The organism is Paenibacillus xylaniclasticus (genome assembly GCF_004001065.1).
GTDB classification, from domain to species: Bacteria; Bacillota; Bacilli; order Paenibacillales; family Paenibacillaceae; genus Paenibacillus_T; species Paenibacillus_T xylaniclasticus.
On sequence record NZ_BIML01000010.1, the window covers coordinates 103,825 to 125,294 of the forward strand.

The 21,470-nt window shown below is 50.1% G+C and carries 25 protein-coding genes; 2 read left to right on the forward strand and 23 right to left on the reverse strand.

The features are described from left to right. Nucleotides 1–6: 6 nt before the first annotated feature. Genes PXY01_RS13080 through PXY01_RS13100 form a run of 5 tightly spaced genes read right to left on the reverse strand, consistent with a single transcriptional unit; the run spans nt 7 to nt 4,893 of the window. Nucleotides 7–1,836, reverse strand: coding sequence for a hypothetical protein (locus PXY01_RS13080; protein WP_127570454.1), 1,830 nt, complete (start codon nt 1,834–1,836; stop codon nt 7–9). A gap of 13 nt (nt 1,837–1,849) precedes the next feature. Then, nucleotides 1,850–2,641 (reverse strand): CpaE/TadZ family protein, encoded by a 792-nt coding sequence (locus tag PXY01_RS13085; RefSeq protein ID WP_127570455.1) that lies wholly within the window; start codon nt 2,639–2,641, stop codon nt 1,850–1,852. After that, nucleotides 2,638–3,213 carry a hypothetical protein gene (locus tag PXY01_RS13090; protein ID WP_127570456.1) on the reverse strand — a complete coding sequence of 192 codons (576 nt, stop codon included), beginning with the start codon at nt 3,211–3,213 and terminating at the stop codon, nt 2,638–2,640. The genes PXY01_RS13085 and PXY01_RS13090 overlap by 4 nt, the downstream gene beginning before the upstream one ends. Continuing rightward, nucleotides 3,213–4,274, reverse strand: coding sequence for an SAF domain-containing protein (locus PXY01_RS13095; protein ID WP_127570457.1), 1,062 nt, complete (start codon nt 4,272–4,274; stop codon nt 3,213–3,215). The genes PXY01_RS13090 and PXY01_RS13095 overlap by 1 nt, the downstream gene beginning before the upstream one ends. 16 nt (nt 4,275–4,290) lie before the next feature. Further along, entirely contained in the window at nt 4,291–4,893 is a 603-nt protein-coding gene (locus PXY01_RS13100) for a hypothetical protein (protein WP_127570458.1), read from the reverse strand. A 697-nt stretch (nt 4,894–5,590) separates the two neighbouring features. Here PXY01_RS13100 and PXY01_RS13105 point away from each other — a divergent pair. After that, nucleotides 5,591–6,358, forward strand: a complete 768-nt coding sequence (locus tag PXY01_RS13105) for a LytR/AlgR family response regulator transcription factor (RefSeq protein ID WP_164744411.1) — start codon at nt 5,591–5,593, stop codon at nt 6,356–6,358. 77 nt (nt 6,359–6,435) lie between these two features. Here the strand turns inward: PXY01_RS13105 and PXY01_RS13110 are convergent, their stop codons facing one another. The 14 genes from PXY01_RS13110 to PXY01_RS13175 all read right to left on the reverse strand — a co-directional run bounded on the left by PXY01_RS13110 (nt 6,436) and on the right by PXY01_RS13175 (nt 16,606). Then, nucleotides 6,436–7,314: a 5'-3' exonuclease gene (locus PXY01_RS13110; protein ID WP_127570460.1), complete on the reverse strand. Its 879-nt coding sequence runs from the start codon at nt 7,312–7,314 to the stop codon at nt 6,436–6,438. A gap of 187 nt (nt 7,315–7,501) precedes the next feature. Continuing rightward, nucleotides 7,502–8,197: a GDSL-type esterase/lipase family protein gene (locus tag PXY01_RS13115; RefSeq protein ID WP_127570461.1), complete on the reverse strand. Its 696-nt coding sequence runs from the start codon at nt 8,195–8,197 to the stop codon at nt 7,502–7,504. Nucleotides 8,198–8,224: 27 nt separating this feature from the next. Then, entirely contained in the window at nt 8,225–9,442 is a 1,218-nt protein-coding gene (locus PXY01_RS13120; RefSeq protein WP_174721825.1) for an aminotransferase class I/II-fold pyridoxal phosphate-dependent enzyme, read from the reverse strand. A 2-nt stretch (nt 9,443–9,444) separates the two neighbouring features. After that, the gene (locus PXY01_RS13125; RefSeq protein ID WP_127570462.1) at nt 9,445–9,819 is read right to left on the reverse strand and encodes an arsenate reductase family protein; all 375 of its coding nucleotides are present in this window, start codon (nt 9,817–9,819) and stop codon (nt 9,445–9,447) included. 6 nt (nt 9,820–9,825) lie between these two features. Next, nucleotides 9,826–10,767 carry an RluA family pseudouridine synthase gene (locus tag PXY01_RS13130; RefSeq protein ID WP_127570463.1) on the reverse strand — a complete coding sequence of 314 codons (942 nt, stop codon included), beginning with the start codon at nt 10,765–10,767 and terminating at the stop codon, nt 9,826–9,828. Beyond that, a complete protein-coding gene (locus tag PXY01_RS13135; protein ID WP_127570464.1) occupies nt 10,764–11,342 on the reverse strand; it encodes a cob(I)yrinic acid a,c-diamide adenosyltransferase in 579 nt (192 codons plus the stop codon). The genes PXY01_RS13130 and PXY01_RS13135 overlap by 4 nt, the downstream gene beginning before the upstream one ends. Continuing rightward, the gene (locus PXY01_RS13140; protein ID WP_127570465.1) at nt 11,339–11,899 is read right to left on the reverse strand and encodes a hypothetical protein; all 561 of its coding nucleotides are present in this window, start codon (nt 11,897–11,899) and stop codon (nt 11,339–11,341) included. Before PXY01_RS13140 ends, PXY01_RS13135 begins: the two co-directional genes overlap by 4 nt. 128 nt (nt 11,900–12,027) lie before the next feature. Next, nucleotides 12,028–12,264 (reverse strand): aspartyl-phosphate phosphatase Spo0E family protein, encoded by a 237-nt coding sequence (locus tag PXY01_RS13145; RefSeq protein WP_246027915.1) that lies wholly within the window; start codon nt 12,262–12,264, stop codon nt 12,028–12,030. Nucleotides 12,265–12,411: 147 nt separating this feature from the next. Continuing rightward, complete coding sequence (locus tag PXY01_RS13150) at nt 12,412–13,632, reverse strand: aminotransferase class I/II-fold pyridoxal phosphate-dependent enzyme (protein ID WP_127570466.1); 1,221 nt, start codon at nt 13,630–13,632, stop codon at nt 12,412–12,414. A 13-nt stretch (nt 13,633–13,645) separates the two neighbouring features. Further along, nucleotides 13,646–14,137 carry an Lrp/AsnC family transcriptional regulator gene (locus PXY01_RS13155; RefSeq protein ID WP_127570467.1) on the reverse strand — a complete coding sequence of 164 codons (492 nt, stop codon included), beginning with the start codon at nt 14,135–14,137 and terminating at the stop codon, nt 13,646–13,648. A 176-nt stretch (nt 14,138–14,313) separates the two neighbouring features. Next, on the reverse strand, nt 14,314–14,712 hold the full coding sequence (locus PXY01_RS13160) for a spore coat protein (protein WP_127570468.1): 399 nt from the start codon (nt 14,710–14,712) through the stop codon (nt 14,314–14,316). A gap of 28 nt (nt 14,713–14,740) precedes the next feature. Continuing rightward, on the reverse strand, nt 14,741–14,965 hold the full coding sequence (locus PXY01_RS13165; RefSeq protein ID WP_127570469.1) for a hypothetical protein: 225 nt from the start codon (nt 14,963–14,965) through the stop codon (nt 14,741–14,743). Nucleotides 14,966–15,120: 155 nt separating this feature from the next. Continuing rightward, nucleotides 15,121–15,789, reverse strand: a complete 669-nt coding sequence (locus PXY01_RS13170) for a YwrJ family protein (RefSeq protein WP_127570470.1) — start codon at nt 15,787–15,789, stop codon at nt 15,121–15,123. Nucleotides 15,790–15,910: 121 nt separating this feature from the next. Beyond that, a complete protein-coding gene (locus PXY01_RS13175) occupies nt 15,911–16,606 on the reverse strand; it encodes a hypothetical protein (protein ID WP_127570471.1) in 696 nt (231 codons plus the stop codon). A 382-nt stretch (nt 16,607–16,988) separates the two neighbouring features. Between PXY01_RS13175 and PXY01_RS13180 the strand changes: the two genes are divergently transcribed. Further along, nucleotides 16,989–18,074: a CotH kinase family protein gene (locus PXY01_RS13180; RefSeq protein WP_127570472.1), complete on the forward strand. Its 1,086-nt coding sequence runs from the start codon at nt 16,989–16,991 to the stop codon at nt 18,072–18,074. A 12-nt stretch (nt 18,075–18,086) separates the two neighbouring features. On the opposite strand, the gene cysK is transcribed toward PXY01_RS13180, so the two are convergent. The 4 genes from cysK to PXY01_RS13200 form a co-directional block, all read right to left on the reverse strand. Further along, nucleotides 18,087–19,004: a cysteine synthase A gene (gene cysK / locus PXY01_RS13185; RefSeq protein WP_127570473.1), complete on the reverse strand. Its 918-nt coding sequence runs from the start codon at nt 19,002–19,004 to the stop codon at nt 18,087–18,089. Next, nucleotides 18,898–20,271, reverse strand: coding sequence for an MFS transporter (locus PXY01_RS13190; RefSeq protein WP_127570474.1), 1,374 nt, complete (start codon nt 20,269–20,271; stop codon nt 18,898–18,900). Before PXY01_RS13190 ends, cysK begins: the two co-directional genes overlap by 107 nt. An 85-nt stretch (nt 20,272–20,356) precedes the next feature. Beyond that, complete coding sequence (locus PXY01_RS13195; RefSeq protein ID WP_127570475.1) at nt 20,357–20,935, reverse strand: hypothetical protein; 579 nt, start codon at nt 20,933–20,935, stop codon at nt 20,357–20,359. Nucleotides 20,936–21,049: 114 nt separating this feature from the next. After that, nucleotides 21,050–21,469, reverse strand: a complete 420-nt coding sequence (locus tag PXY01_RS13200; RefSeq protein ID WP_127570476.1) for a DUF350 domain-containing protein — start codon at nt 21,467–21,469, stop codon at nt 21,050–21,052. Nucleotide 21,470 lies beyond the last annotated feature (1 nt).

The following is a 21,470-nucleotide window of genomic DNA, read 5'->3' on the forward strand; positions in this document are numbered from 1 at the left end:
TGCCTCCTACAATCTCCAATTATCGAGAATGAATGATTTGAACTCCTGGATTTTCTCCGGAGGCATAACATCAAGCATCTTCTGCGTCAGCTCGGTCGTAAACCATTCGCAGGTCTCGTACGTGTCGGTCTCGAGATTGTATCTTAATATGTCCCGTGTCGTGAACGACTTGCGGTCCGTCTGCCGTGTGTAATACTCCTTCGTAATCTCGTTCATCGAATGCAGCGGATTGTTCGGATCGTAATCCGGATACGGAACGCTGACATCCAGCTTGACGATCTCGGATATACGCTCGATATATCGTCGTCCGTCCGTCGTATAGTTCAGATGAATATCGACCCGGATAACATCGATAACCTGCTGCTCGGCCGTAATCATATTGCCGGTGAAGCCGCCCGCGTTCACGAGCGAGTTACGGATCGCGTAGACGAGCTGTTCCGCTAGGTTGGCGTGGTGAGAGAAGATCGTAAAGATCGAAGCAACCTGACCCATCTGAATCATCCGGGCCGCAATCGCGTCCGTCGCAACCTCGCCGACAATAGATACGGCGGCGTCAGATTTTTTCAAGGCGTCCTGAAGCTCTGCAGCGGATACGAATTCGGTCTCTTGAACGGACAAAATATTCCGTTCGGGGTACAGCTCCCGCAAATACATCTCCGGCGCCATCTCGAGCACGCGAATCGTATAGCGCGGATCAATATATTTGACAGCCGCCGTCATCATGACCGTCTTACCTGCGCCTTGCCGTCCGGTAAAGCCGCACGTCACTTGCCCCATCATCAGATAAATGACGAGATTGATCGGTAGAAATGCTTTCTTCACATACGGTTTGTCGATAAGCGCTGGAAGCGAGGAATCACTAAGCGTAAACTTCCGAACGAACACCGCCCAATATTCCGCTGCCGGCGGTCGAAGCGCGAGCACGCGCGACTTATCGTACATCGTATTGACGAGATAGCCGCGCTTCTCCGTCAATGGTCCCGGATTGTTATAACGGCACAGGAGCTGAATGACCCGCCGCAGCTCCTCCTCCGTGTAGAAAGTAAGGAACCGAAGATGAATGTACTTCCCGTTGAAGTAGAGCCATACCGATCTCGGCGCCTGCGGAATTTTACGATCCTTATTCAGCAGCGCGCTCAGAATCGAGCCCGACGTTCCGCAGTTGAAGCCGTTAATGTTCATCTCTCGCAGCGTATCGATTATGCCGAAACCTTTGTACTTCTGATAAATCAGAATCGAGATAAGGTCCAGCATGACCGGATAGCTCAGCTCGAAGTTTTTCTCGGCATAGATCATGTCGATATCCTCGTTCGTAATGAGATAAGAGGCTTGAGACTTATCCTCGATCTCATAGCGCGGACGATCCAAATTATACTCAGCGATCATTTCTGCCAGCGCATCTTTGCCGTACTCCTTCTTGTAGAAGTACATCAAAATTTCGAACTTGACCCGAGGCTCCAGATAGACGGCGCGAAAGTCGAACACGTCAAGCAGTTCCTCTTCGGTCTTAAGAATGTCGGCAATTATGCCGCGAATAAGATCCTGCACGATCAGCTTGGCGGAATCGATACCGTAGACGCAGTTGCGCAGCGCATCCTCAATTCTCGCCTTGCGCTTATATAACGCCTCGAACTCCTCGTCCGCAAGTCCCGCAAAATTTTCGTCCTTGACCAGATCGGCAAGGCTGTACTTTACGATTTCGAGCAGCTTGTCCATCGTCAGCTTATCGGACTGCTCGATATCGGGCTTTTCCCGCTTCGCACGGAGGTAGAGTGCCGTCATCAACAGCGCAATGCCGAGTATCGTAACGATGATTAGGATGCTGTTTAAACTCAAGCGAACTCCCCCCTTAAGATTGCGGCCATACCGTCCTTCTGCCCAAATTCGCCAGTACGACCGTTAAGCATTCCTTCAAATCGTTGTGCAGCTCGATCACACGCGGATCCTTGTTCATGATGTGCGGCAGAATCGTCTGCAGCTTGCCGATGTTGCTCGTCCGCTTAATGTACGGGTTGTACGAAATTTTCGCACAGCGCCGGTGTCTAAGATTTAACCGTTTCGTCGTATCCCGGAAAGCCTCCACATAAGGGTCGTATTGATTGCAAATAAATACGAGCCCTTTCTGGTTCAAATATTTCATAACCCCTGCCGACTCCCAAATCTTCAGCCGCGCAGCGATGTCTCTCGACTGCGAGATGACCATGACGACGAGATCGGAATTGTCGATAACGCTCCCTGTGATCTCGTCATAGATTTCAGTGACGACGTCGGTGATCACGATCTGGTGATTCAAGTTCTCAAGTGCGAATCGAAGCAGCTTCGCGTTATCCTCGGCTGTAATCGAATCAGCCGTCGTCTCGATGATTTGCAGGTTGGGCACGCCCGGTACCTTCGTACAGTAATCGACAATCTCGTTACCGGAAATAGCATTCGCCTCTAGCAGCTTAATAACCTGAGTAATCGTTCTCGTTCGATCCTCCTGCGGCTTGATGCCAAGAAAGCTGGTAATCGTACGGTTTTCGTTACCGGTGTAAGTCAAACAAGTGGTTAGATTTTGCGTCTGGGCCAGCGCAAGCGCCAGCAGTACGCTTATCGTCGTCCCCCCTTGCTTGCGATCCGGACTGATGACCGCGATTCTCATCGACGCCACCTCCTTGTCAAGATCGCGAGTGCGCTCTTTTGCTTCATTCCCAGCTTCGAAGCCAACAGATTAGCTAGACCTCGATTCAGCACTTTGGAAGGAAGAGGCGCGAGTATTTTCAGAGCTTCGATCTGTTCAACCGTCCGCCAGAGCGGACTGACGGGCTGTACGTTAATAGCCTCCCTTTCGCTTTTGCCGTCGTATAACAGCTTGACGACCTTTACATCGTCGCCAAGCATCTCTACGAAGTCCTGCTCTTCCTCTTCAACTGCGTAGCCTTTCACGTGAAGCACGAGGGACAGATCGCCGGGAATCGTATCCTGAATATCGAATACGACATGCTCGAAATCGTCTGGCGTATGCCCGATCTCCTCGAAGATCTCGTCCGGCGACGAGTCGGATACGGCGATCATGATGTTCGCCATATGCCCTTGTGACTGCCCGTACTCCAACAGCCGCTTATAATGTCTGTTATTGGAGAATAAAGCGACATCGCCGGTTGCTTGCAGCAGTTTCAGCAGCGCATACACGACGGGACGCTTATCCGTAGAACCGTAGACGCCGATCTGCATTACTCCACAACACCTTCCCCAATTTCTAAACTGCCGCTGTCACCTGACGCTGCGGGGGACGCCCCCGCCGAACTCGTCGTTTCCGCTGGAGGAGAAGATTCTCCTACGGATGATTCTCCTCCCATCTGCGCGACCAGCTCTTCCGCTTGAGCTTTGTCCCGCAGCTCATTCTCCAGCTCCACTGCACCGTTTTCTACCGTACCGGCCATATTATTCCGCCCGCTAGAGAGTTTGGATCCTTGTTCCTGCGGAATATCGCTGAACCCTTTCTCGATAATCGATCTCGTCGCATTGTTCAGCGCTTCGTTCGCCATCTGAAGAATGTTCGGATCTGCGATCATAATCGCCAGTATGTTCTTCGGAACCGCATAGTACGTAGTTGCCGGCACTTGAATACCTGGCTCCAGATATTTGGTCATATACAGCATTGCGCCGTTCTGCATCTGCAGGAAGTAATCCACCAGAGCGGCCTGATACATATGGATCTCCGTCTCCGTGAGCCTCACTTTAAGCGTCTTGCCATTAATCGCTTCAATCCGCTTATGCGACAGCACGATATAATCTTCACCGAGCGGATATACGATCCGATAATCGATATAATCGCCAACCCGCAGCCCGATCGGAAGCACGTTCGCAATAATATCGTACTCACGCGTCGTATCTTCAATCGGTTCTTCCATAACGAGATCCATGCTTAGCGGAGTGCCTGAGGTCATGGCGATTTTGTAGTATTTGCCGATTACCGTCTGCGGCTCCAGTACGAAGCTGCGGTTTAACAAAGACTCCGGAATTTGATGGACTTCCAAATCGCCTGCCTCGACCTGCTTGCCTGCATACAAATCCGTTGCACCCTCTCGAATCGTCCAAATATTAACCATCGGACCGATAGCATCCAACTGTGCCTGCAGATTAGCGACCTGCGCCTCATACTCTGCCTTCATACGATCCTGCTTCGGTCCCCAAATGGCATAATATTGGCCGACATTCGTCCCGACGAACAAAATGACTGCCAAAGAGAGGATGATGATGTTCTTCAAATTCCACTCGATGCCTAAACGCACGACACTATACCCCCATTCACCTGCTTACATACCCTTTCGGGTCAACAACTTGCCAATCTACGTCATAGAAAAGCTTCATTCGATCCTCTAGAACGATGAGTCTCGTAACCACATTCTCCTTACGTATGTAATAGTCGATGTACTGCCAGTCTCCGTAGTACCCGTCAATCGTCCAGCCGTCGGCGAGCAGCGTCTCCAAGTAAACGAACGATTGCTCCGGGGTACAATCGAACGTATACGGAATAGAGGGAACGATTCCAATTCCAAGACTCGTTGGATCGACCAGACCGTTCTCCTCGTAACGAGTAAACGTTGCAGCGGGCTTTGCTTCCTGTCTAACCATCATGCTCTGAGGATTTTCCTGAGAAGCTCTTAGTCGGATCGATTGGTTCGCAGTCCGATCCTCGACGTAATAGGCTCCATCCCGTACATATCCAACATAATGCCCGCCTTCCGTTACCGCTTCCTTCACAATGACGATATCTGGCGCTCCCTCGACCTTGCTCTCCCCGAATGGATTCTTCTCCATCCAATAGAAAGCGGCAGTCCCTGCTATGAGCAGCAGGACGATGCTAGCGAATACCGCTCTCCTTATCCCAACGACATCGCTCCCTTTCATCTTCTGCGCTTCAATTCGCGTTCAATCGACTTATTTTTAGGTCTTACAGCACATTTTCACAAAATCTAACAGAATGTACCCCCTATTATACAGATGGAATAGTATCCCTCAAATACCCTTTTCCTGGAATGGCAATAACTCGACTCGAAATGGCAAATTCGATCAAAAAATGCCGATTTTAGGTTGCATAAATATACATTTTTTATAAAATTATATGGATTTGGAAGTATATAAATTCTACGTCCCTCCTGTCACCTCTGCATATCCGGATTGAAGAACATCAAGTTTTGGCTATCTACATACACAGTCTTTTGACAAATAGTCTAATAATTCTCCAAAATTAGTTCTATTAGCCCTTGATTTTCCCGAGACACCTCAGTAATATAGTTCTAAAAACTCAATATTAATTTATTGAAATTATGACTAGCGCTCACAATGCAATTAATTAGCATGTCAAGAGATGTAATTTAATAAATTTACGCATAACTTCTTTGTTATTACCGTTATTTTTGTTGATAAAATACAAATAATAGTTTCTTTGTTAGAGTCTATTGACACGGTTCTTCATGCGGCATTATATGATCCTTGTTTCCTACCATGTCCTACGGCACTTCAATTGAGACTATACTGTTTGGAGGAAACCTTAATACACTAATTTGTCATAATATTCATTCCATTTTGAATGAGGGGGAATCTAATGAGCTCGGTTATCGTCGCTGCAAAAACAAAAACATCTTATTCACTCCTTCAATCGTATTGTCTGCGGAGTGATCTTGAGATACTAGCCCGTACCAGCTGCGGCTCCGATATGCTTAATTTGGCCCAAACCTATAAGCCCGATCTCATTGTGATGGATACAGAATTGAGAGGGTTATCCGGAATTGAGGCTGCTCGGTTGCTGCGTACGAGACTGGATTACAGACCCGACATTATTTTCGTAACCAATTCCTTAAAACCACACATTGTGATGGATGCCGTGAACGAAATTAATGCTTATTACATATTGAAATCTGAAATCGACCGTTATTGGAACACGGCCATCCATAAAGTATCCAGCGCAAATCGCCGCCTGCCTTCTGTCCATGTCATAGAAGAAACGGCTAATCTCATTCATATTCGCTATATGCGCAAACGTTATCCAATCGCTGAAGATCTCATTCTCATGGTAGAGAAGGAACCTGGAAACAAACATATTAAAATTTATTTGACGACAGGTGATGTGATTAAGAGCAGCAGTACAATCCAAGATATTAGCGAACAAGTATCGAGTTGGATGTTCGAATCGATTCGAGGTTATATCGTGAACATGCGTCATATTGCAGGATATACAAGGGAGAGGAGCACGACGGATAAGCCGCTCCGCCGGTATACGATTTCATTCAAGAACAGCTCCATTACTGCACCGATGGGCCGTCTTCAGGAGAAAGTGTTCGCGATCAAATTCTATCAGCATAAATTAGGCTAACCGGCAATTTACCAACCCAAACAATACAGCCGCACTCCTCCACGAAGGGAAGAGTACGGCTGTATTGTTCTCTCTATTTAGACTTGCAGCAGCTTTACAAGCGAGCCGAATTCGAGCTCTTCGAATTTGCGCGTCGCTGTCTCTACCTGCAGTCTCCATTCACATTCGCCTAGTTCGCAATCGACCGGCACGTCAATTCGGATCGTCGCGAGGTTTCGGGACAAATGGAGCATTTCGAGATTCGATTCGATTTTGTTCCGGATGCCCTTGGGAAGGTTATCCAGATTCTCCAGCACACCTTCGACCGATTCGTATTCCAGCAGCAGCTTCAGCGCCGACTTCTCGCCGATGCCTTTAACGCCTGGATAGTTGTCGCTTGTGTCGCCCATAAAGCCTTTCATATCGATAACCTGCGCGGGCGTAAGCTGCTTTTCCTCCCTCAGAAGGGCAAGATCATATACGGCGTAGTTCAGCTTACCTTTCTTCATAATAACGACCTTAACGTTCTCTCTAACTAGCTGAAGCATATCGTGGTCACCGGTTAGAATGAACACTTCCACATCCGGCTCAGCACTCATTCTCGTCGCCAAAGTGCCGATGCAGTCATCCGCCTCGAAGCCGCTCAATCCGACGTTCGGAATGCCCATCTCCGCGACGACCTCTTTCACTAAATCGAACTGCGGAATAAGCTCAACCGGAGGCTCACCACGATTGCCCTTATAATCTGGATACTGCTCTGTCCGGAATGTCGTGCTTCCCATATCCCAGCAGCAGACGACATGCGTCGGTTGAAACGTATCGATAGCATCAAAGAAATATTGAATAAATCCGTACACCGCATTCGTCGGCAGTCCTGCACTCGTCTTGCGGATATAACCACTGTAAGACGTCGCGTAGAAAGCACGGAACAGAACGGCCATACCGTCAACGAGCAGCACTTTTTTCGTCGTTTGCAACGTTAATTCGCCTCTATTCAGCCTAGTTTTCGTTCTCTATCGACATTCTATCATGTTCACAAGCGCGACTCTATTGAAATTATTGGGGAGGTTTGAGCTCTCAAATCACCCTATGACGTATAGAGCCTGCACATTGTGCAGGCTCTATGAAAAAACTCTATTCAAGCTAATCTTTGCATGTGCGGGTTTACAACAACGGACGAAGCGCATCGGCCCAATGGCGGTACCCTCGTTCGGTCAAATGGCAGAAATCAGGAGCTGTAAGCTCAGACAGCGTACCATCTGGCTCGAGCAGCTGTGGACCGATGTCAACGAACGTGTAGCTTCGCTCAGCGGCAAACTGCTTGTACAGCGTATTGATATTAGCGATCAGCGCCCGGCGAGGATGATCCGGATGCTGCTCACGCGGGAACACTGCCATAATGATTATCTTCGCCTGCGGCACTAACGATTCGACCCGGTCGCAAATCGCCTTCAGTCCTTCTGCGATCTCTTCAGCGGTGTTCGCTCGGGCGTTCTCCGTCTCGCTCGTATTGTTCGTTCCGATCAGGATGACTACCGTCCGAGGAGACAGTCCTTTCAATTCACCATGATCAAGCCGCCACAGCACGTTCTGAGTCCGATCCCAGCCAAAACCCATGTTTAGTACACGATAAGGAGAGAATACAGAGTTCCACGATTCAGGAGATCCGACCAGATCTTTCGTACGCGGCTCGCCTCCCCAGAAATGTGTAATCGAATCGCCGATCATGACGATCTCGGGATTGATCCGTTCCTGCTGCTGCAGCACCTGCTCGTGCCGTTCCCACCAATCATAGAAATCCTCTTCCAGCTTAGAAACAGGAATAACAGCCGTATTAACGTTAGCTCTCGTGTTGTCCATATATCATAACTCCCCTACGTCATTCTGCTATTCACCGCGAATAAACCGTCCAATACGCCGCGCAGCTTCAAGAAGCCGCTCATCATCCTCAACTAAAGCGATGCGCACATATCCTTCACCCTCACTGCCGAACGCATCACCAGGGATGACAGCAACGCCTGCGCGAAGCAGCATTTCCCGGGCAATACGACGCGAATCCCACTGGCCTCCATCGGGTGGCGACCACTGCATATCCGGCAGCGGCGCCCAGACGAACATCGTCGCCTTCGGCTTCTCTACCTTCCAGCCTTCGGCCGCAAGCGCCTCTATAAACAAATTTCTGCGCCTTTCATACAGCTTGCCTACCGGCTCCATGGCCCCGGACATTCCTTCCTCCAGCGCAACGATACCCGCTTCCTGCACGGCGCCGAACACACCGTAATCGATATTCGCCTTCAACTCTCGCAGCGCTCCAACCGCTTCAGCATTACCGACGAGAAAACCAATTCGACAGCCAGCCATATTGAAGCTTTTCGAAAGCGAATGGAACTCGACCGCTACTTCCTTCGCCCCTTCGAACTGGAGCACGCTCATTGGCCTCTCGCCGCCGAAGCCCATCTCCGAATAAGCCAAATCGTGCACGAACAAGAAGCCGTACTGCTTGGCGAGCGTAATCATTCGTTTGAAGAACGTCTCATTCGCAACCGCTGTGACAGGGTTAGCCGGATAACCGAGCAGGACGAATTTCGCCTTCCGCCACACTTGCTCCGGTACCGCATCCAAATCGGGCAAAAATCCATTCTCAGCTCGCAGCGGCAGCAGCTCTGCTTCGACTTCCGCAAGCGCCAGTGCTGCAGAGTAGATCGGATAGCCCGGATTCGGCACGACCGCCGTATCGCCTGGATTACATACCGCCATTGCCAGATGCGACAGTCCGTCTTGTGATCCCATCAATGTCACAATTTCCGTCTCCGGATCGATCGCCGCAGCTTCACCGAACCGCCAGCGAATCCAATCGGCTGCTTTCTTCCGGAAAGCTATGCTGCCTTGAGACGACGGGTACGCATAACGATCCGGCTTCAACGCCGCTTCGGCAAGTGCCCGGCGAACCGATTCTGTCGGCGGTTGATCGGGGCTGCCAATGCCCAGGTCAATAACATCCAGCCCGGCATCAGCTGCCTCTGCCTTCCACTGAGCCACCTCCGCAAATATAGATGAACCTAAATGACCCAGCTTGTCCGACCGCCAGCTTTTCAGTGCTGTCATCACTACGCTCCCCACTCTTGCTCGAATAAATCTTCCTTAAAGCCAACGGTCACTTTCGTACCATCCGTAACGATTGGACGCTTGACGAGCCGGCCATTCGACGCGAGAAGCGCTAGACGCTCTTCATCCGTCATCGCTGGCAGCTTATCCTTTAATCCGAGCTCCTTATACAAATCTCCAGAGGTGTTAAAAAACTTCTTCAGCTCTAATCCGCTGCGCTCGACGAGCGACCGCAGCTCCTCGATCGAAGGCGCTCCTTGCTGGAACAAATCATGCTGTTCCAGCTCCCACCCTTTAGCTTGCAATGACTTGATAGCCGATCGGCATGTGCCGCACTTGGAATATAAATAAATGGTCAATTTACCCTTCGCACTCATACTCATCTATCCTTCCTGCAAATATTGCTCCAGCCGCCGTAAATCCTCTGGCAATGCCGCCGTCCACTGCACCCGCTCCCGCGTTATCGGATGCGTAAAGGCGATCGATTCGGCATGCAGCGCCTGCCTGCCTTCCATCAATAAGTCCTCCTGCATCGGACCTGTGTCTAGCCCATACATATCATCACCGATAAGCGGACATCCGATTGACTTCATATGAACGCGAATCTGATGCGTTCGGCCCGTCTCCAGCTTCAACCGAACACATGAGACCGTGCCCTCTCTATATACAGCAACCGTCTCGTAATGAGTAACAGACGGATAACCTTCCGGCGTCACGATACGCAAATGCGGGCGCTTTGGATCACGATCGATCGGACCGTCCACCGTACCAGAGGCCGGAATCGGCCTGTTATGAACAAAAGCCAAATAATGCTTGTCTACCTCATCTGCCTGCAGCTGCTCCGACAGCTGCTGATGGACATAAGGCGTCTTAGCGATCACAACTAACCCAGATGTGTATTCATCAAGACGATGAATCGGCCGGAACCGCACTTTCTCTCCCCGCTCACGCCAATAATGGACGACGCCGTTCGCCAGCGTCCCCGTATAATGACCATGTGTCGGATGTACAATCATGCCTGGAGGCTTATTCACAACCAGCAAGTCTTCATCCTCGAACACAACCTCAATCGGTATCGGCTCAGCTAATATATCGTCAGAGGATTCCTTCTCCATCCGAATCGTCACGACGTCGCCGGTACGCACGACGTCGGACGTGTAGACCCGCTTATCGTTGACGGTAAGTCCAAGCTCTGTTAGCTTCAGCTTAGACAACAGCTTGCGCGATACGCCAAGCCGACGTTCAAGCACCGTCCGCACCTGCATGCCATCCTCACGTTCCGTCACCGTAACGGACAGAGGACGGTAATAGTTGTGCTCGCTCATGTATCCTTACGCGGTGTAAACACGTTGGCACTGCGCACATATTCCGTATCTGGCACGCCCAGTGCTGCATTTGCGGCGCGCGCCGCCGCGAAGAAGTAGTCAGACAGCCGGTTGACATATTTCAACACATCCGACGGCACCGGATGCTCCGAGCCCATCGTTACAATGCACCTCTCTGCTCTACGGCATACCGTACGGCATACATGAAGTGAAGCCGACAGGGGACTACCACCGGGCAGAATAAACCGCTTTATCGCTGGAGCCGCATCGCTATGCGCATCAATCCAGCTCTCCAGCCGCACAATCATATCGGATGTCACTTTGTAGTGTGGCTCGGCGGGAGCCGAGAAAGCAAGATCAGAGCCGCAATCGAACAGCTCCTGTTGAATTTCTATTAGCTCGTCTGCAAGTGCTTGGACCTGCGGCAGTGCTGCTGCCTGTGCTGCTGCAATCCCTACATAACTGTTCAGCTCGTCGATCGTTCCGTACGCTTCAACGCGCGAATCGTCCTTCGATACGCGTCCGCCCTTAAGCGACGTCGTACCTCCATCTCCTGTCTTCGTGTACAACCTCACGGGTTAACCAGCCCCTTCATCGCTTGCTTGGACAGCTCCTCATTCGGTGAAGTTGTCGGGATGACTAAATAAAGCTCTTCAGGCGTGAAGCCGGCCGCTTGAAACAACGCTGCTTGCTTAACCGGAATACCGAACAAATGCTTCTCCTTCGTCTCCTCCTTCGTCTCCTCATTGAATACTGTCCCCATAACATAGCCCTCCGGATAATCTTCAGGCTTGAATAAATCATCGAGCGGCACTACGCCTCCCTGATCAATCATGGACTGGAAAAAATCTTTCGGAATCGCTAGAACGCTGCGCTCGCCGGCTACGAATTCGACAATCATCTTCTGTTCATTATAAAGCGGACTACCGAGCACTTCGACCGACTTGTCTCCCATCTTCACCTTGAGCTGCTCTTCTATTTGACCCGTGACATCTTCAGGCATTCCATCCTTCGGAAAAATGAACATCGATACATCCTTGCCGCCTCCACAGCCGGTCAGCAGTGCAGCTGACAGCAACAGCGTAACGAGCATAAGACCTATTTTCGTTCTGCGCAAATGTAACGTCAACAAACCAAAACCCCTCCAACAATTATCTTATTTCTACGATAAATGCAATATAACAGACACTATTCCTACTATATCATAAACCGCTGTCTATCCAAAAAAATAAGCCCCGAAAGGGGCTTTAGCTGCAATCATTATTGAAGCGAATACCGGTAGTAATGCATGTACTCATTAATCTTCACATCAAGCCGTTGGCTTAGATCGATAACTCGATCCGATTGAAACGACTCCTCCAAATCATACATTCGCTCCATCGCTACACGAAGCAACATGATCTCTTCCTCCAGCAGCCGGATGGATGAGGGCATCTTGCGTCTATTCTTTATCTTCCATTGTTCGGTCTGAGTCATACTAGGCTCCGCAATCTTCAATGCCTTCCCTCCTTTAGCTGGGTCGTATGACCTTGTATCACATTGGAACGAAAGCCCATAACAGGCGATTCTACTGCTAAATTATATCAAAATAGTTCATAAATGAATATATTCTTTTTATAATATTTTTCTAGGAAACTTTGTAAATTAACTTCGCTCATCTTTAACTTTCTTGACAAAGTTCCCGATCCGCTCAATAGCTTCATTCAACTGGGATACGCTTGTTGCATAGGAACAACGCAAATGTCCCTCTCCGCCAAGTCCGAACACGTTGCCCGGCACGGCCGCAACCTTCCCTTCCTCAAGCAGTCGCTCCGCGAATTGCTCCGACGAAAGCCCCGTCGATTTGATGGATGGGAAAGCGTAGAACGCGCCCTGAGGCTCGTGACATTCCAGTCCGATTTCGCGGAAGCCCTTCACGACGAGACGGCGGCGCTGATTGTACGATTCGATCATCCGTTCCATCTCCGCCATTCCGTTCCTAAGCGCTTCAAGCGCAGCAACCTGACCCATGATCGGTGCGCACATAACCGTGTATTGGTGAATACGAAGCATCGCCGAGATCAATTCCGGATGCCCGCACGCATAGCCCATTCGCCAGCCCGTCATCGCGAACGCTTTAGAGAAGCCGCTGACGAGAATTGTCCGGTCCTTCATTCCAGGCATCGACGCAAAGCTTACATGCTTCTGTCCGTAGGACAGCTCAGCGTAAATTTCGTCGGAGATAACAATCAGATCGTTCTCTTCAACAACCTTCGCAATCGGCAGCCAGTCCTCATAGGTCATAACGCCACCGGTAGGGTTGCTCGGATAACACAAAATCAGCACCTTCGACTTCGGTGTAATCGCCGCCTTCAACTGCTCCGCACGGAGCTTGAACGCCTCCTCCGCGAACGTCTCAATGCCAACAGCTACTCCTCCGCTGAGCGACGTAATCGGCGAATAGGAGATATAGCACGGCTCAGGGATCAAAATTTCATCGCCCGGCGCAATAAGCGCGCGCAGCGCCAAGTCAATCGCCTCGCTGCCGCCGATCGTAACGAGCACTTCGTCCGCCGGATTGTAGCGGACATGGAACCGATTATCTAGATATAACGCAATTTCCTCACGCAGTTCCGGCATACCGGCATTCGACGTATACTGCGTCTTGCCGTTCTCAAGCGATGCAACGCAAGCATCACGCACATGCCATGGCGTCACAAAGTCCGGCTCGCCGACGCCGAGCGTCACAATATCTTTGCGACCGCTGACCAAATCAAAAAAACGCCGAATGCCCGAAGGCTTAAGCGCTCTTGCGTTAGGCGCCAAATAATCAGCAGCGGTCGTGCGCCGTTTCACCGGCACCGTTTGTTGTTCATCCATAATCATGCCCTCTCACCCTTTATGGCGAAATCATCAAGCGTTGGTCACCAACAGTTTCATCGAAGATAATGCCGTCTTGTTTATATTTCTTAAGAATAAAGAACGTTTTCGTGGAAAGCACCAGATCAATTGGCGACAGCTTATTCGAAACAAACGACGCGACTTCCTTCAGAGTCTTCCCTTCGACCTCAACAAGCAGATCATAAGCACCCGACATCAGATAGACCGATTTCACTTCCGGATACAAATAGATACGCTCGGCGATTCCTTCGAATCCACGTCCGCGCTCCGGCGTAATTTGAACCTCGATCAGCGCCGTTACGGTCTCGTCATGCACCTTGCTCCAGTTGACAACTGCTGCATATTTTACGATCAGATGATCGTTCTCCATCTCGGCAATTTCCTGCTTGACTACGTCGACTGGAACGTCGAGCATTGTCGCGATTAATTCGGCGTCCCGCCTTGCGTCTTCCTTGAGCAGCTCCAATATTTTCGCCTTCAAATCACTCATCGTCACAGCTCCCTTCACGCCTTCCTTCTATACGTAATGTAGTGGAACAATCCCATAACGTTTCACAAGTAAAGGATAAAATTAATTCTACAATGAATCGGTGCTGACTGCAAAACAAAAAACAGCAGCTCCGCCGCCTGAAGAGCAGGACAATAGCGAAGTCTGCTGTACGCTCATTAGCTGTAATAGGTTGGCGTCTGATGGATCTGCTGCGGCTGATGAATTTGCGGCTGGCTCGTGTAGTACACCGGCTGCTGCTTCAATATGCCGCTCAGCTTCTGCTGAACGAATTGATTCGTTTTTTGCAGCGTTTGATCGTATTGCTTACCCTGCTTGTCAATTTCTTGGCGCAGCGCCGGAGATGCCGTATTGTACATTTGCTGCTGCTGCATCACGGTAAACAGCTGGCCTTGCATCGCTAATGTGCTGTTCGTCAAGTCGGTAAACAGCTTCCGAATATGCGGACAGGTCGACTCAGTAGCGGCTGTTGCATATTCCCGAACGACCCTCTTCAGATCGGACAATATCGCGCTGGCCAGATCTTCATCTGGCAGTATCGATTGATGCTGCTGCATTTCCTATTCCCTCCCTATCCTTAATCCATCAGCCCTGCGGCTGCGTAGGCGCAATGCCAGCGCTTTGGTGTAACGTCTGCAGCAAGGTTTGATAATGCTGCTGGTGCGTCGTAATAAACTGCTGAGCGATTTGGCTCAGCGCCTGATTCGAGCTCGACGATGCGAGGACGGCGTTCTGTTTCAACAATAGGTCCTCGTTCGACATCGAATCGGCGATATACTCCAGCTCTTTGGCGGTTATCGGATGCGGCATAACCAATCCTCCTATTACCATTTTGAACACCTACCGTATTATGTCCGAAGGCCAAGCGGGATATGCATGGCAAAAGGAGCTTTCCATGACCACTATCATCGAAAAGCTCCCTATGTCCATTCTTATGTTCAATGCTTCATCCCCAACTAAGGAAATTACGGCAAATGTACCGTCTTCACATGATCGAGATGGAGAAAGACCGGCGTGCCGCCTGCATTAGCCAGCTCCACCATGTTCTGCTCCACACTTTTTAACACACCGATCTTGTTCGGATTCTCGCCAAGGTCGAGGATGACAAATTGTCCAATTAGCTTGCGCAGCTGCTGATCGAACGTACGGGCAAGCGTCAATGGAGAAGGCTTTAACGGAAACTGCTCCGGTGTCAGCGTATAAGGCGTCACATTCGGATTGTACGGAATTAAATATTTCAAATGGGTAAGCGAAATGACGACGGAATGATACACCGGTGAATAGAATACAAAATAATCGTTCATTACGCTGGTCAAATAACCGTGTATAGACTGATTGCCCGTAATGTACAACTCAGAGAACATGCCCTTTGCATTCATTAGCATTTTACGGTAAGAGATCGGATCATTCGGCTGCTCGATCGGTATTTCCGGTACTTCGATTAATATGCTTTCCTGTTTACTTACCTCCCGCATTTGCTGCAGGTGGATAATCGGTACGTATACGAATTGCTGCCCGTTATGAATGACGAGAATGTCCTGTCCCATATCGATCAGCTTGCCTCGCAGCGGTATTGCTTTACCCGAAATATCAAGATCAACATAACGATTCATTAGCGGATGAGTATGTTTCATTAGATTCGGCCCCTCCTTTCTCTCTCGATCGTCTTTTCGTCTACAAGAGTTTTAGTACAAAAAGCCGAGTCGGATCGGTTACCCGTCCGGCCCGGCTTTTGTGCTGCACTACACGGTCGAATTAACGACTCGTGCGGCGTTTGAGGGCCGTGCCTTTTAGAGCTGGTTCTTTGCGTACGCGTCCTTGTGCGTCGCTTGTTCTGCCGCCTGATTTGCCGCCTGTTCCGCTGGATCGGCCGTCGCCCGTGCCGCCTGTTCTGCCGCTGCTTGATTTTCTTGCTTCGATCTTAACCGATTGAATGTGGGCGATCAGGATGTCAACCTTTTTGTGATCGGACACGACCAGAATGTGGTTTTCGCCAACTTCTGCGAGGAAGCCCTCTACCTTCTCTGGTCCTCCCCAGTTTACTTGCACGAATTTTTGGTTCAGAGCACGCAGGACGCCTTTGAAATTGTCTGCTTTGATGAATCTTGGCTTTCTGTGATGATGTCCGCCAGTATGATGTCCACTTGTATGATGTCCACCAGTATGATGTCCGCCGCTGCTGCTGTGATCAAGGTCCGTGATCGATTTAATGTGGTTCGTTTTGACATAAGTCGTGCCTTCCGTCGTCCATACGACCAAATAGTCACTTTCGACGGAAACGAGCTTACCTACAATCGAGTTTGGGCCTCCACGGTTGATTTTGACTTTCTTGCCTTGCAGATTGTCCAGGTAGTTGCGGTCTGCCGGTGATTGAGAGGAACGATGCTGATGATGAGGCTGATGATGTTGCTGGTGTTGCTTTTTATATTGATCTAAATACCAGTACAACATAATATAATTCCCTCCAAATTAGTGATTAATAGATCTTTCATAAAGCAGAATCAGAGCAACAGACTACAATTCCTTGCCTTTAAGATCTCGCCATCCCTCATCACTATTCGTGTTCGCATCCCTCCATTGCCGTCTTCGGTTCAACTATCCTTAGTGACGATTTGTAATATATCTATATGTATCTCGTATACTTGCGGTACTAGATTATGAACTATTTTTGAAGAGTTGGACGGACCTTTCCACTAGTAGATGATAGAATGCGATCTCCAGCAGAAGCGATTCAACTTTTTACAGTAGCATGACAGGCACCTGACGCATAGTGTAAATAGCACAAAAGCCTATCGATACCGATAGGCTTTATCTTGTGTCCGGAGGTGCCGACATGCCGTCAAATGCCGTGCTGCAGCGTTCCATTACAATTGAACAATCCGAGTTGCAGAAGCTGCAGAAAAATCCACGAAGTCAAAGCTTCGTTAAAGTCAAAGCTACGATCGATGGAAAGACAATAAACGCAGAGCTGCGCCACCGTGGAGGACATACGCTCGAATATTCGAAGAAATCGTACGAAATCCGCTTCAAGCGCAGCAGCGGCACCGGTATGCGAACGTTGCATTGGAATGCGGAATACGACGATCCTTCCCTGATGCGCAACGCGCTTTCCTTCCATTTCTTTAATCAGTTCGGCGTCTATGCGCCAAGAACGAACCATATCGAATTGCAATGGAATGGAGAGCCTCAAGGTGTATATTTGGAGATTGAAGCGGTTGACCGGAACTTTTTTAAGGCGAGGGGGCTCGGGTGGAAATCGCTCATCTATGCCATTAACGATAATGCGAACTTCAGCTTAATTGATCCTTACACTTATGATGAGAAGGAATCGCTGTTCAAGGGCTATCAGGTACAGCTAGGCGATAAAGCGGTAAAGCCACGGCTAACCCTGTTTATCCGCAAAATCAACGAGCTTGAAGGCAGCAGCTTAGAAAAGCTGCTCTCCACTCGACTAGATACAACCTTCTATTTGAAGTGGCTGGCGGGGGCAGTGCTGACGGGCAACTACGATGGCTTCGAGCAAAATTATGCGTTATATGAGCGGGCCAACAACGGAAAGTACCGGATCCTGCCTTGGGACTATGAAGGCACATGGGGGAGAAACTGCTACGGCAAACTATGCGATGCCGATCTCGTAGATGTCAAAGGCTATAATAAACTGACCGAGAAGATATTCCGTTTCCGTAAATATCGCGAACGTTATAAACAGATTTTGCTGGAAATTATGGATACCGCATTCACGCTGGATGCGCTTACGCCGGTAATTGAGAGTATGCACGAAGGGATTGCTGAAGCGATACGGGGCGATTATACGCGCAAGCACCCCTACTCCGTGTTCGCCTCCGAGCCGTCAGTCATGCGCCGCTACATCATTAACCGCCGCGACATCGTGATGAACGAGCTCGAAGAGAACTGGTAGACAATCTGAAGCTTAAAAAATATCCATGCTCAAGTATCGTTCGCCAGTATCCGGCGCGATGCACAAAACGCGCTTGCCTGGCCCAAGCCTTCTGGCAATCTGAAGCGCAGACCATACCGACGCACCAGAGGAAGGGCCAACAAGTATGCCCTCAAGTCGGGCGAGTCTGCGCATCGTGTCCAGTGCATCCTCGTCGGTAACTTGAATAATTTCGTCATAGACGGATGTATTCAGAATAGCCGGAATGAAGCCGGGACTTGTCCCGACGAGCTTATGCGGTCCGGGTGAACCGCCCGAAAGAACCGGCGAGCCCTTGGGCTCAACGACCGCAATGTGCAAGCTCGGCAGCTGCTCCTTCAGCGCTTCTCCGGTTCCCGTTACAGTACCGCCCGTGCCGGCCGTCGCAACAAATGCGTCGAGTCTTCCTTCAGTCTGCTCGATAATTTCTCGAGCTGTTGTCGTGCGATGAGCATCCGGGTTCGCCGCATTATCGAATTGATTCGGGATATAGCTTCCCGGAATTTGCTGCTGCAGCTCCTTCGCCTTTCGAATGGCGCCAGGCATCCTCTCGGTCGCCGGCGTCAACACAACCTCCGCGCCGTAAGCGCGAAGCATCTGGACTCTCTCTACCGTCATATTATCGGGCATAACGAGAATAAGCCGGTAGCCTTGAGCGGCTGCGTTCATTGCAAGCCCAATACCCGTATTGCCGCTGGTTGGCTCAATAATTGTGCCGCCGGGGGCGATTAATCCTTTACGCTGCGCATCGTTAATCAGCGCATAGGCTGCACGGTCTTTCACGCTGCCGCTCGGGTTAAATTTTTCAAGCTTGACCAGCACCTCGGCGTCCTGATCCGTCGTTAATCGGCTTAATCGAACAGCCGGTGTGTGCCCGATAAGCTCGGTGATCGATTGTACGATTCGTGGCATATCCGCTCTCTCCTCTCTTGCGTTTGCCGGAAGATTCTTGTCCCCCGGCAGTCGAATTCAATAAATGTCGCGTAGCGAACCAGCCGAGAATCGGCATGCTTCCTACAATAAATAACAGCCATGTTATAGCACTTGGCGTCCTCGTCTGCGACAGGACAATCAAATAGGCCGTCATCCCAATCGCCCGTCCCAGCGTTAGCGCAAGCTCCCGCAGTACGATGAACTCTTCACGCTGCCGCACCGACTGCTCCGTCTTCCCAATAAAATCGAACACGGTCGATGTCATCGGAATCATGTAGAGCGGAATAAACAGTGACGTCCCGATTCCGAACACGATCAGCATTGTGTAATTAATGCCCCAGAACAATGGGATTATAACTGCCGACAGGAGCAGCACTCCTGCCAGCATCGCACCGCTGCGCCGGGTAGCTCGCATCGTTCGGCCGATGAACCAGAAGCTGAAAAGCGCGACGGCAGAAGTGATCAACGCATAGTTGCCCAGCTTGGACTCATTCCTCGTCGCCATATACACCGTCAGTCCAACGAGAAACATAAACACGCCATCCCGAATGCCCTGCATCGAAATCGCGAAAGCGAATCGGCGCCACGGATTGCCGCGCATACGCAGCTGCTTAACCGTATGCATCCAGTCATAACGACCGCCCGTTTCACGATTACGCAATCCGAAAGAACAAGCAACCGCAACTGCCAGTACGACAAGCGATGCCGTAAAGATGATCCGGTAGCCGACTTCGTTCTTGAACGACGTAATAATAAAGCCGGACAGCCATGGCGCAACGATACCTGATGCTGAGCCCAACAGTCCGACAATTCCGTTATAGCGGTCACGGTTGTCAGGCTCCGTCACTTCAAAATATACGATATTGTAGGACAGCCAGAACAAGCCTAGCGCGATGCCGTCCAGAATGCCGATCGGCACAACATAACGGTAGGCCGACGGACCAACCATCAGCACCGTGAAATAGAAGCAGCCCGCCAGCACGATTCCGAGCCGGAGCGTAATCATTTTGTTATGCTCCTTCACCCATTTGCCAGCCAGCCAAAATAACAATCCGCTCACGACATACTGGCTAAGACAGAACCAACCGATGCTTGCGAATGATTCCTTTGCCTTCCATAGGTAGACCGGGATGAACGTGCCTGACAACGCACTAGCTGCAGCATACAGCCCGTGAACTGCAACCAACATGCGGGATTGACCGTCCAGACGGCCTGGCGAACGTTCGCCGGCAGCTGCCGCATTCATTCATAATTCCTCCCCGTTTCAAGACATGCTTTTCTAAGGTGTCCCAAAACGGGAAGGAGCATGCCGAAGCTGCTCCTTCTCCCTTTTATTGCTTATGGTTAGCCGCCTGTTCCAGAATGCTGTTCAGCTGCTCGCGCGCTTGCAGCGAGAGCTTCGTCGACGTTTCGTAGCAGACCGGACATACGTACAGCACCGTCTGGAATGGAACTGGCAGGAGAGGCTTGCCAACCGAAACCGGTACAGACGGAGAATAATTGCCACTTGTGACCGTATGTATACCCGCTTCTAGCATATAGCCTCGGCAAGAAGGGCATTCCGGTACTTCGAGCTGATCGTCCAGTACACGCTCAATCCGTTCTTCAATAGCAAAGCTAGAACGGCGTGCTTGGCGGAAGCCGTCCCCAGCTTTGGCCGACTGTGTCCACTCTTCCGAGTCATCCGCCCAATTATCTTCGTCATGCTCTTCATCATGCGAATGTGAATGCACATGAACATCCGTATCGTCATTCTCGTCGTCAATGCCAATCTGAATCGTGCGATAGCCCGTCAGTTCATTGCTGCAGTGAGGACAATATTCCTCAGGGCCGATTTCCTCATCCCACACGATTTCGGAATGGCACCAAGGACAAATTGTCCCTTTGTCTTCATGTTCATGCTTGCTCATATGTACTCTCCTCTAGTTAACAGATAAATAATATACGCCTACCGCGATGAACAGAATGGCGAAGGCAAATAACGTTCCCCACAAATACTTCATTCCTCTATCTTCTCCCGTTCGTCAAATAATCGTAGCACCGATTACATACGAGAGCGATACGGATATCGTCATAGCGATCAATCCGACCGCGCGGTTGTCCTGCTCGATCTCTTCGTCGATTCGAAATACAGGTGTCAAAAACTCAAACAAAAAGTAAGCGGAGAGCAGGAGGGCGAAGCCGAAGCTTGCCCATCCTATGCTTTCATAGATCGATCCATTCGCATTGATCGAAAACCGGAAAATGTTGCAAATGCCGAATATTTTCCCGCCCGTCGCCATCGCAACCGCTATATTGCCTTTCTTAATTTGCTCCCAGCAGTTGTATCTCGTCACAAGCTCAAACATATACAAAAAAACGATCATAGCAAGCACGGCGACCGATACATAAGCAAGCGATGCGACAAACGAGTTGTCAATCATTCGATCGATTTGCTTTTCCATC

Bases quoted from the DNA above. Each gene is read 5' to 3' on its own strand.
- PXY01_RS13085 (WP_127570455.1), bottom strand. From the start codon at position 2,641: ATGAGAATCGCGGTCATCAGTCCGGATCGCAAGCAAGGGGGGACGACG.
- PXY01_RS13090 (WP_127570456.1), bottom strand. From the start codon at position 3,213: ATGCAGATCGGCGTCTACGGTTCTACGGATAAGCGTCCCGTCGTGTAT.
- PXY01_RS13100 (WP_127570458.1), bottom strand. From the start codon at position 4,893: ATGAAAGGGAGCGATGTCGTTGGGATAAGGAGAGCGGTATTCGCTAGC.
- PXY01_RS13105 (WP_164744411.1), top strand. From the start codon at position 5,591: ATGAGCTCGGTTATCGTCGCTGCAAAAACAAAAACATCTTATTCACTC.
- PXY01_RS13115 (WP_127570461.1), bottom strand. From the start codon at position 8,197: ATGGACAACACGAGAGCTAACGTTAATACGGCTGTTATTCCTGTTTCT.
- PXY01_RS13120 (WP_174721825.1), bottom strand. From the start codon at position 9,442: ATGACAGCACTGAAAAGCTGGCGGTCGGACAAGCTGGGTCATTTAGGT.
- PXY01_RS13125 (WP_127570462.1), bottom strand. From the start codon at position 9,819: ATGAGTGCGAAGGGTAAATTGACCATTTATTTATATTCCAAGTGCGGC.
- PXY01_RS13130 (WP_127570463.1), bottom strand. From the start codon at position 10,767: ATGAGCGAGCACAACTATTACCGTCCTCTGTCCGTTACGGTGACGGAA.
- PXY01_RS13150 (WP_127570466.1), bottom strand. From the start codon at position 13,632: ATGATTATGGATGAACAACAAACGGTGCCGGTGAAACGGCGCACGACC.
- PXY01_RS13155 (WP_127570467.1), bottom strand. From the start codon at position 14,137: ATGAGTGATTTGAAGGCGAAAATATTGGAGCTGCTCAAGGAAGACGCA.
- PXY01_RS13160 (WP_127570468.1), bottom strand. From the start codon at position 14,712: ATGCAGCAGCATCAATCGATACTGCCAGATGAAGATCTGGCCAGCGCG.
- PXY01_RS13165 (WP_127570469.1), bottom strand. From the start codon at position 14,965: ATGCCGCATCCGATAACCGCCAAAGAGCTGGAGTATATCGCCGATTCG.
- PXY01_RS13170 (WP_127570470.1), bottom strand. From the start codon at position 15,789: ATGAAACATACTCATCCGCTAATGAATCGTTATGTTGATCTTGATATT.
- PXY01_RS13175 (WP_127570471.1), bottom strand. From the start codon at position 16,606: ATGTTGTACTGGTATTTAGATCAATATAAAAAGCAACACCAGCAACAT.
- PXY01_RS13180 (WP_127570472.1), top strand. From the start codon at position 16,989: ATGCCGTCAAATGCCGTGCTGCAGCGTTCCATTACAATTGAACAATCC.
- cysK (WP_127570473.1), bottom strand. From the start codon at position 19,004: ATGCCACGAATCGTACAATCGATCACCGAGCTTATCGGGCACACACCG.
- PXY01_RS13190 (WP_127570474.1), bottom strand. From the start codon at position 20,271: ATGAATGCGGCAGCTGCCGGCGAACGTTCGCCAGGCCGTCTGGACGGT.
- PXY01_RS13195 (WP_127570475.1), bottom strand. From the start codon at position 20,935: ATGAGCAAGCATGAACATGAAGACAAAGGGACAATTTGTCCTTGGTGC.
- PXY01_RS13200 (WP_127570476.1), bottom strand. From the start codon at position 21,469: ATGGAAAAGCAAATCGATCGAATGATTGACAACTCGTTTGTCGCATCG.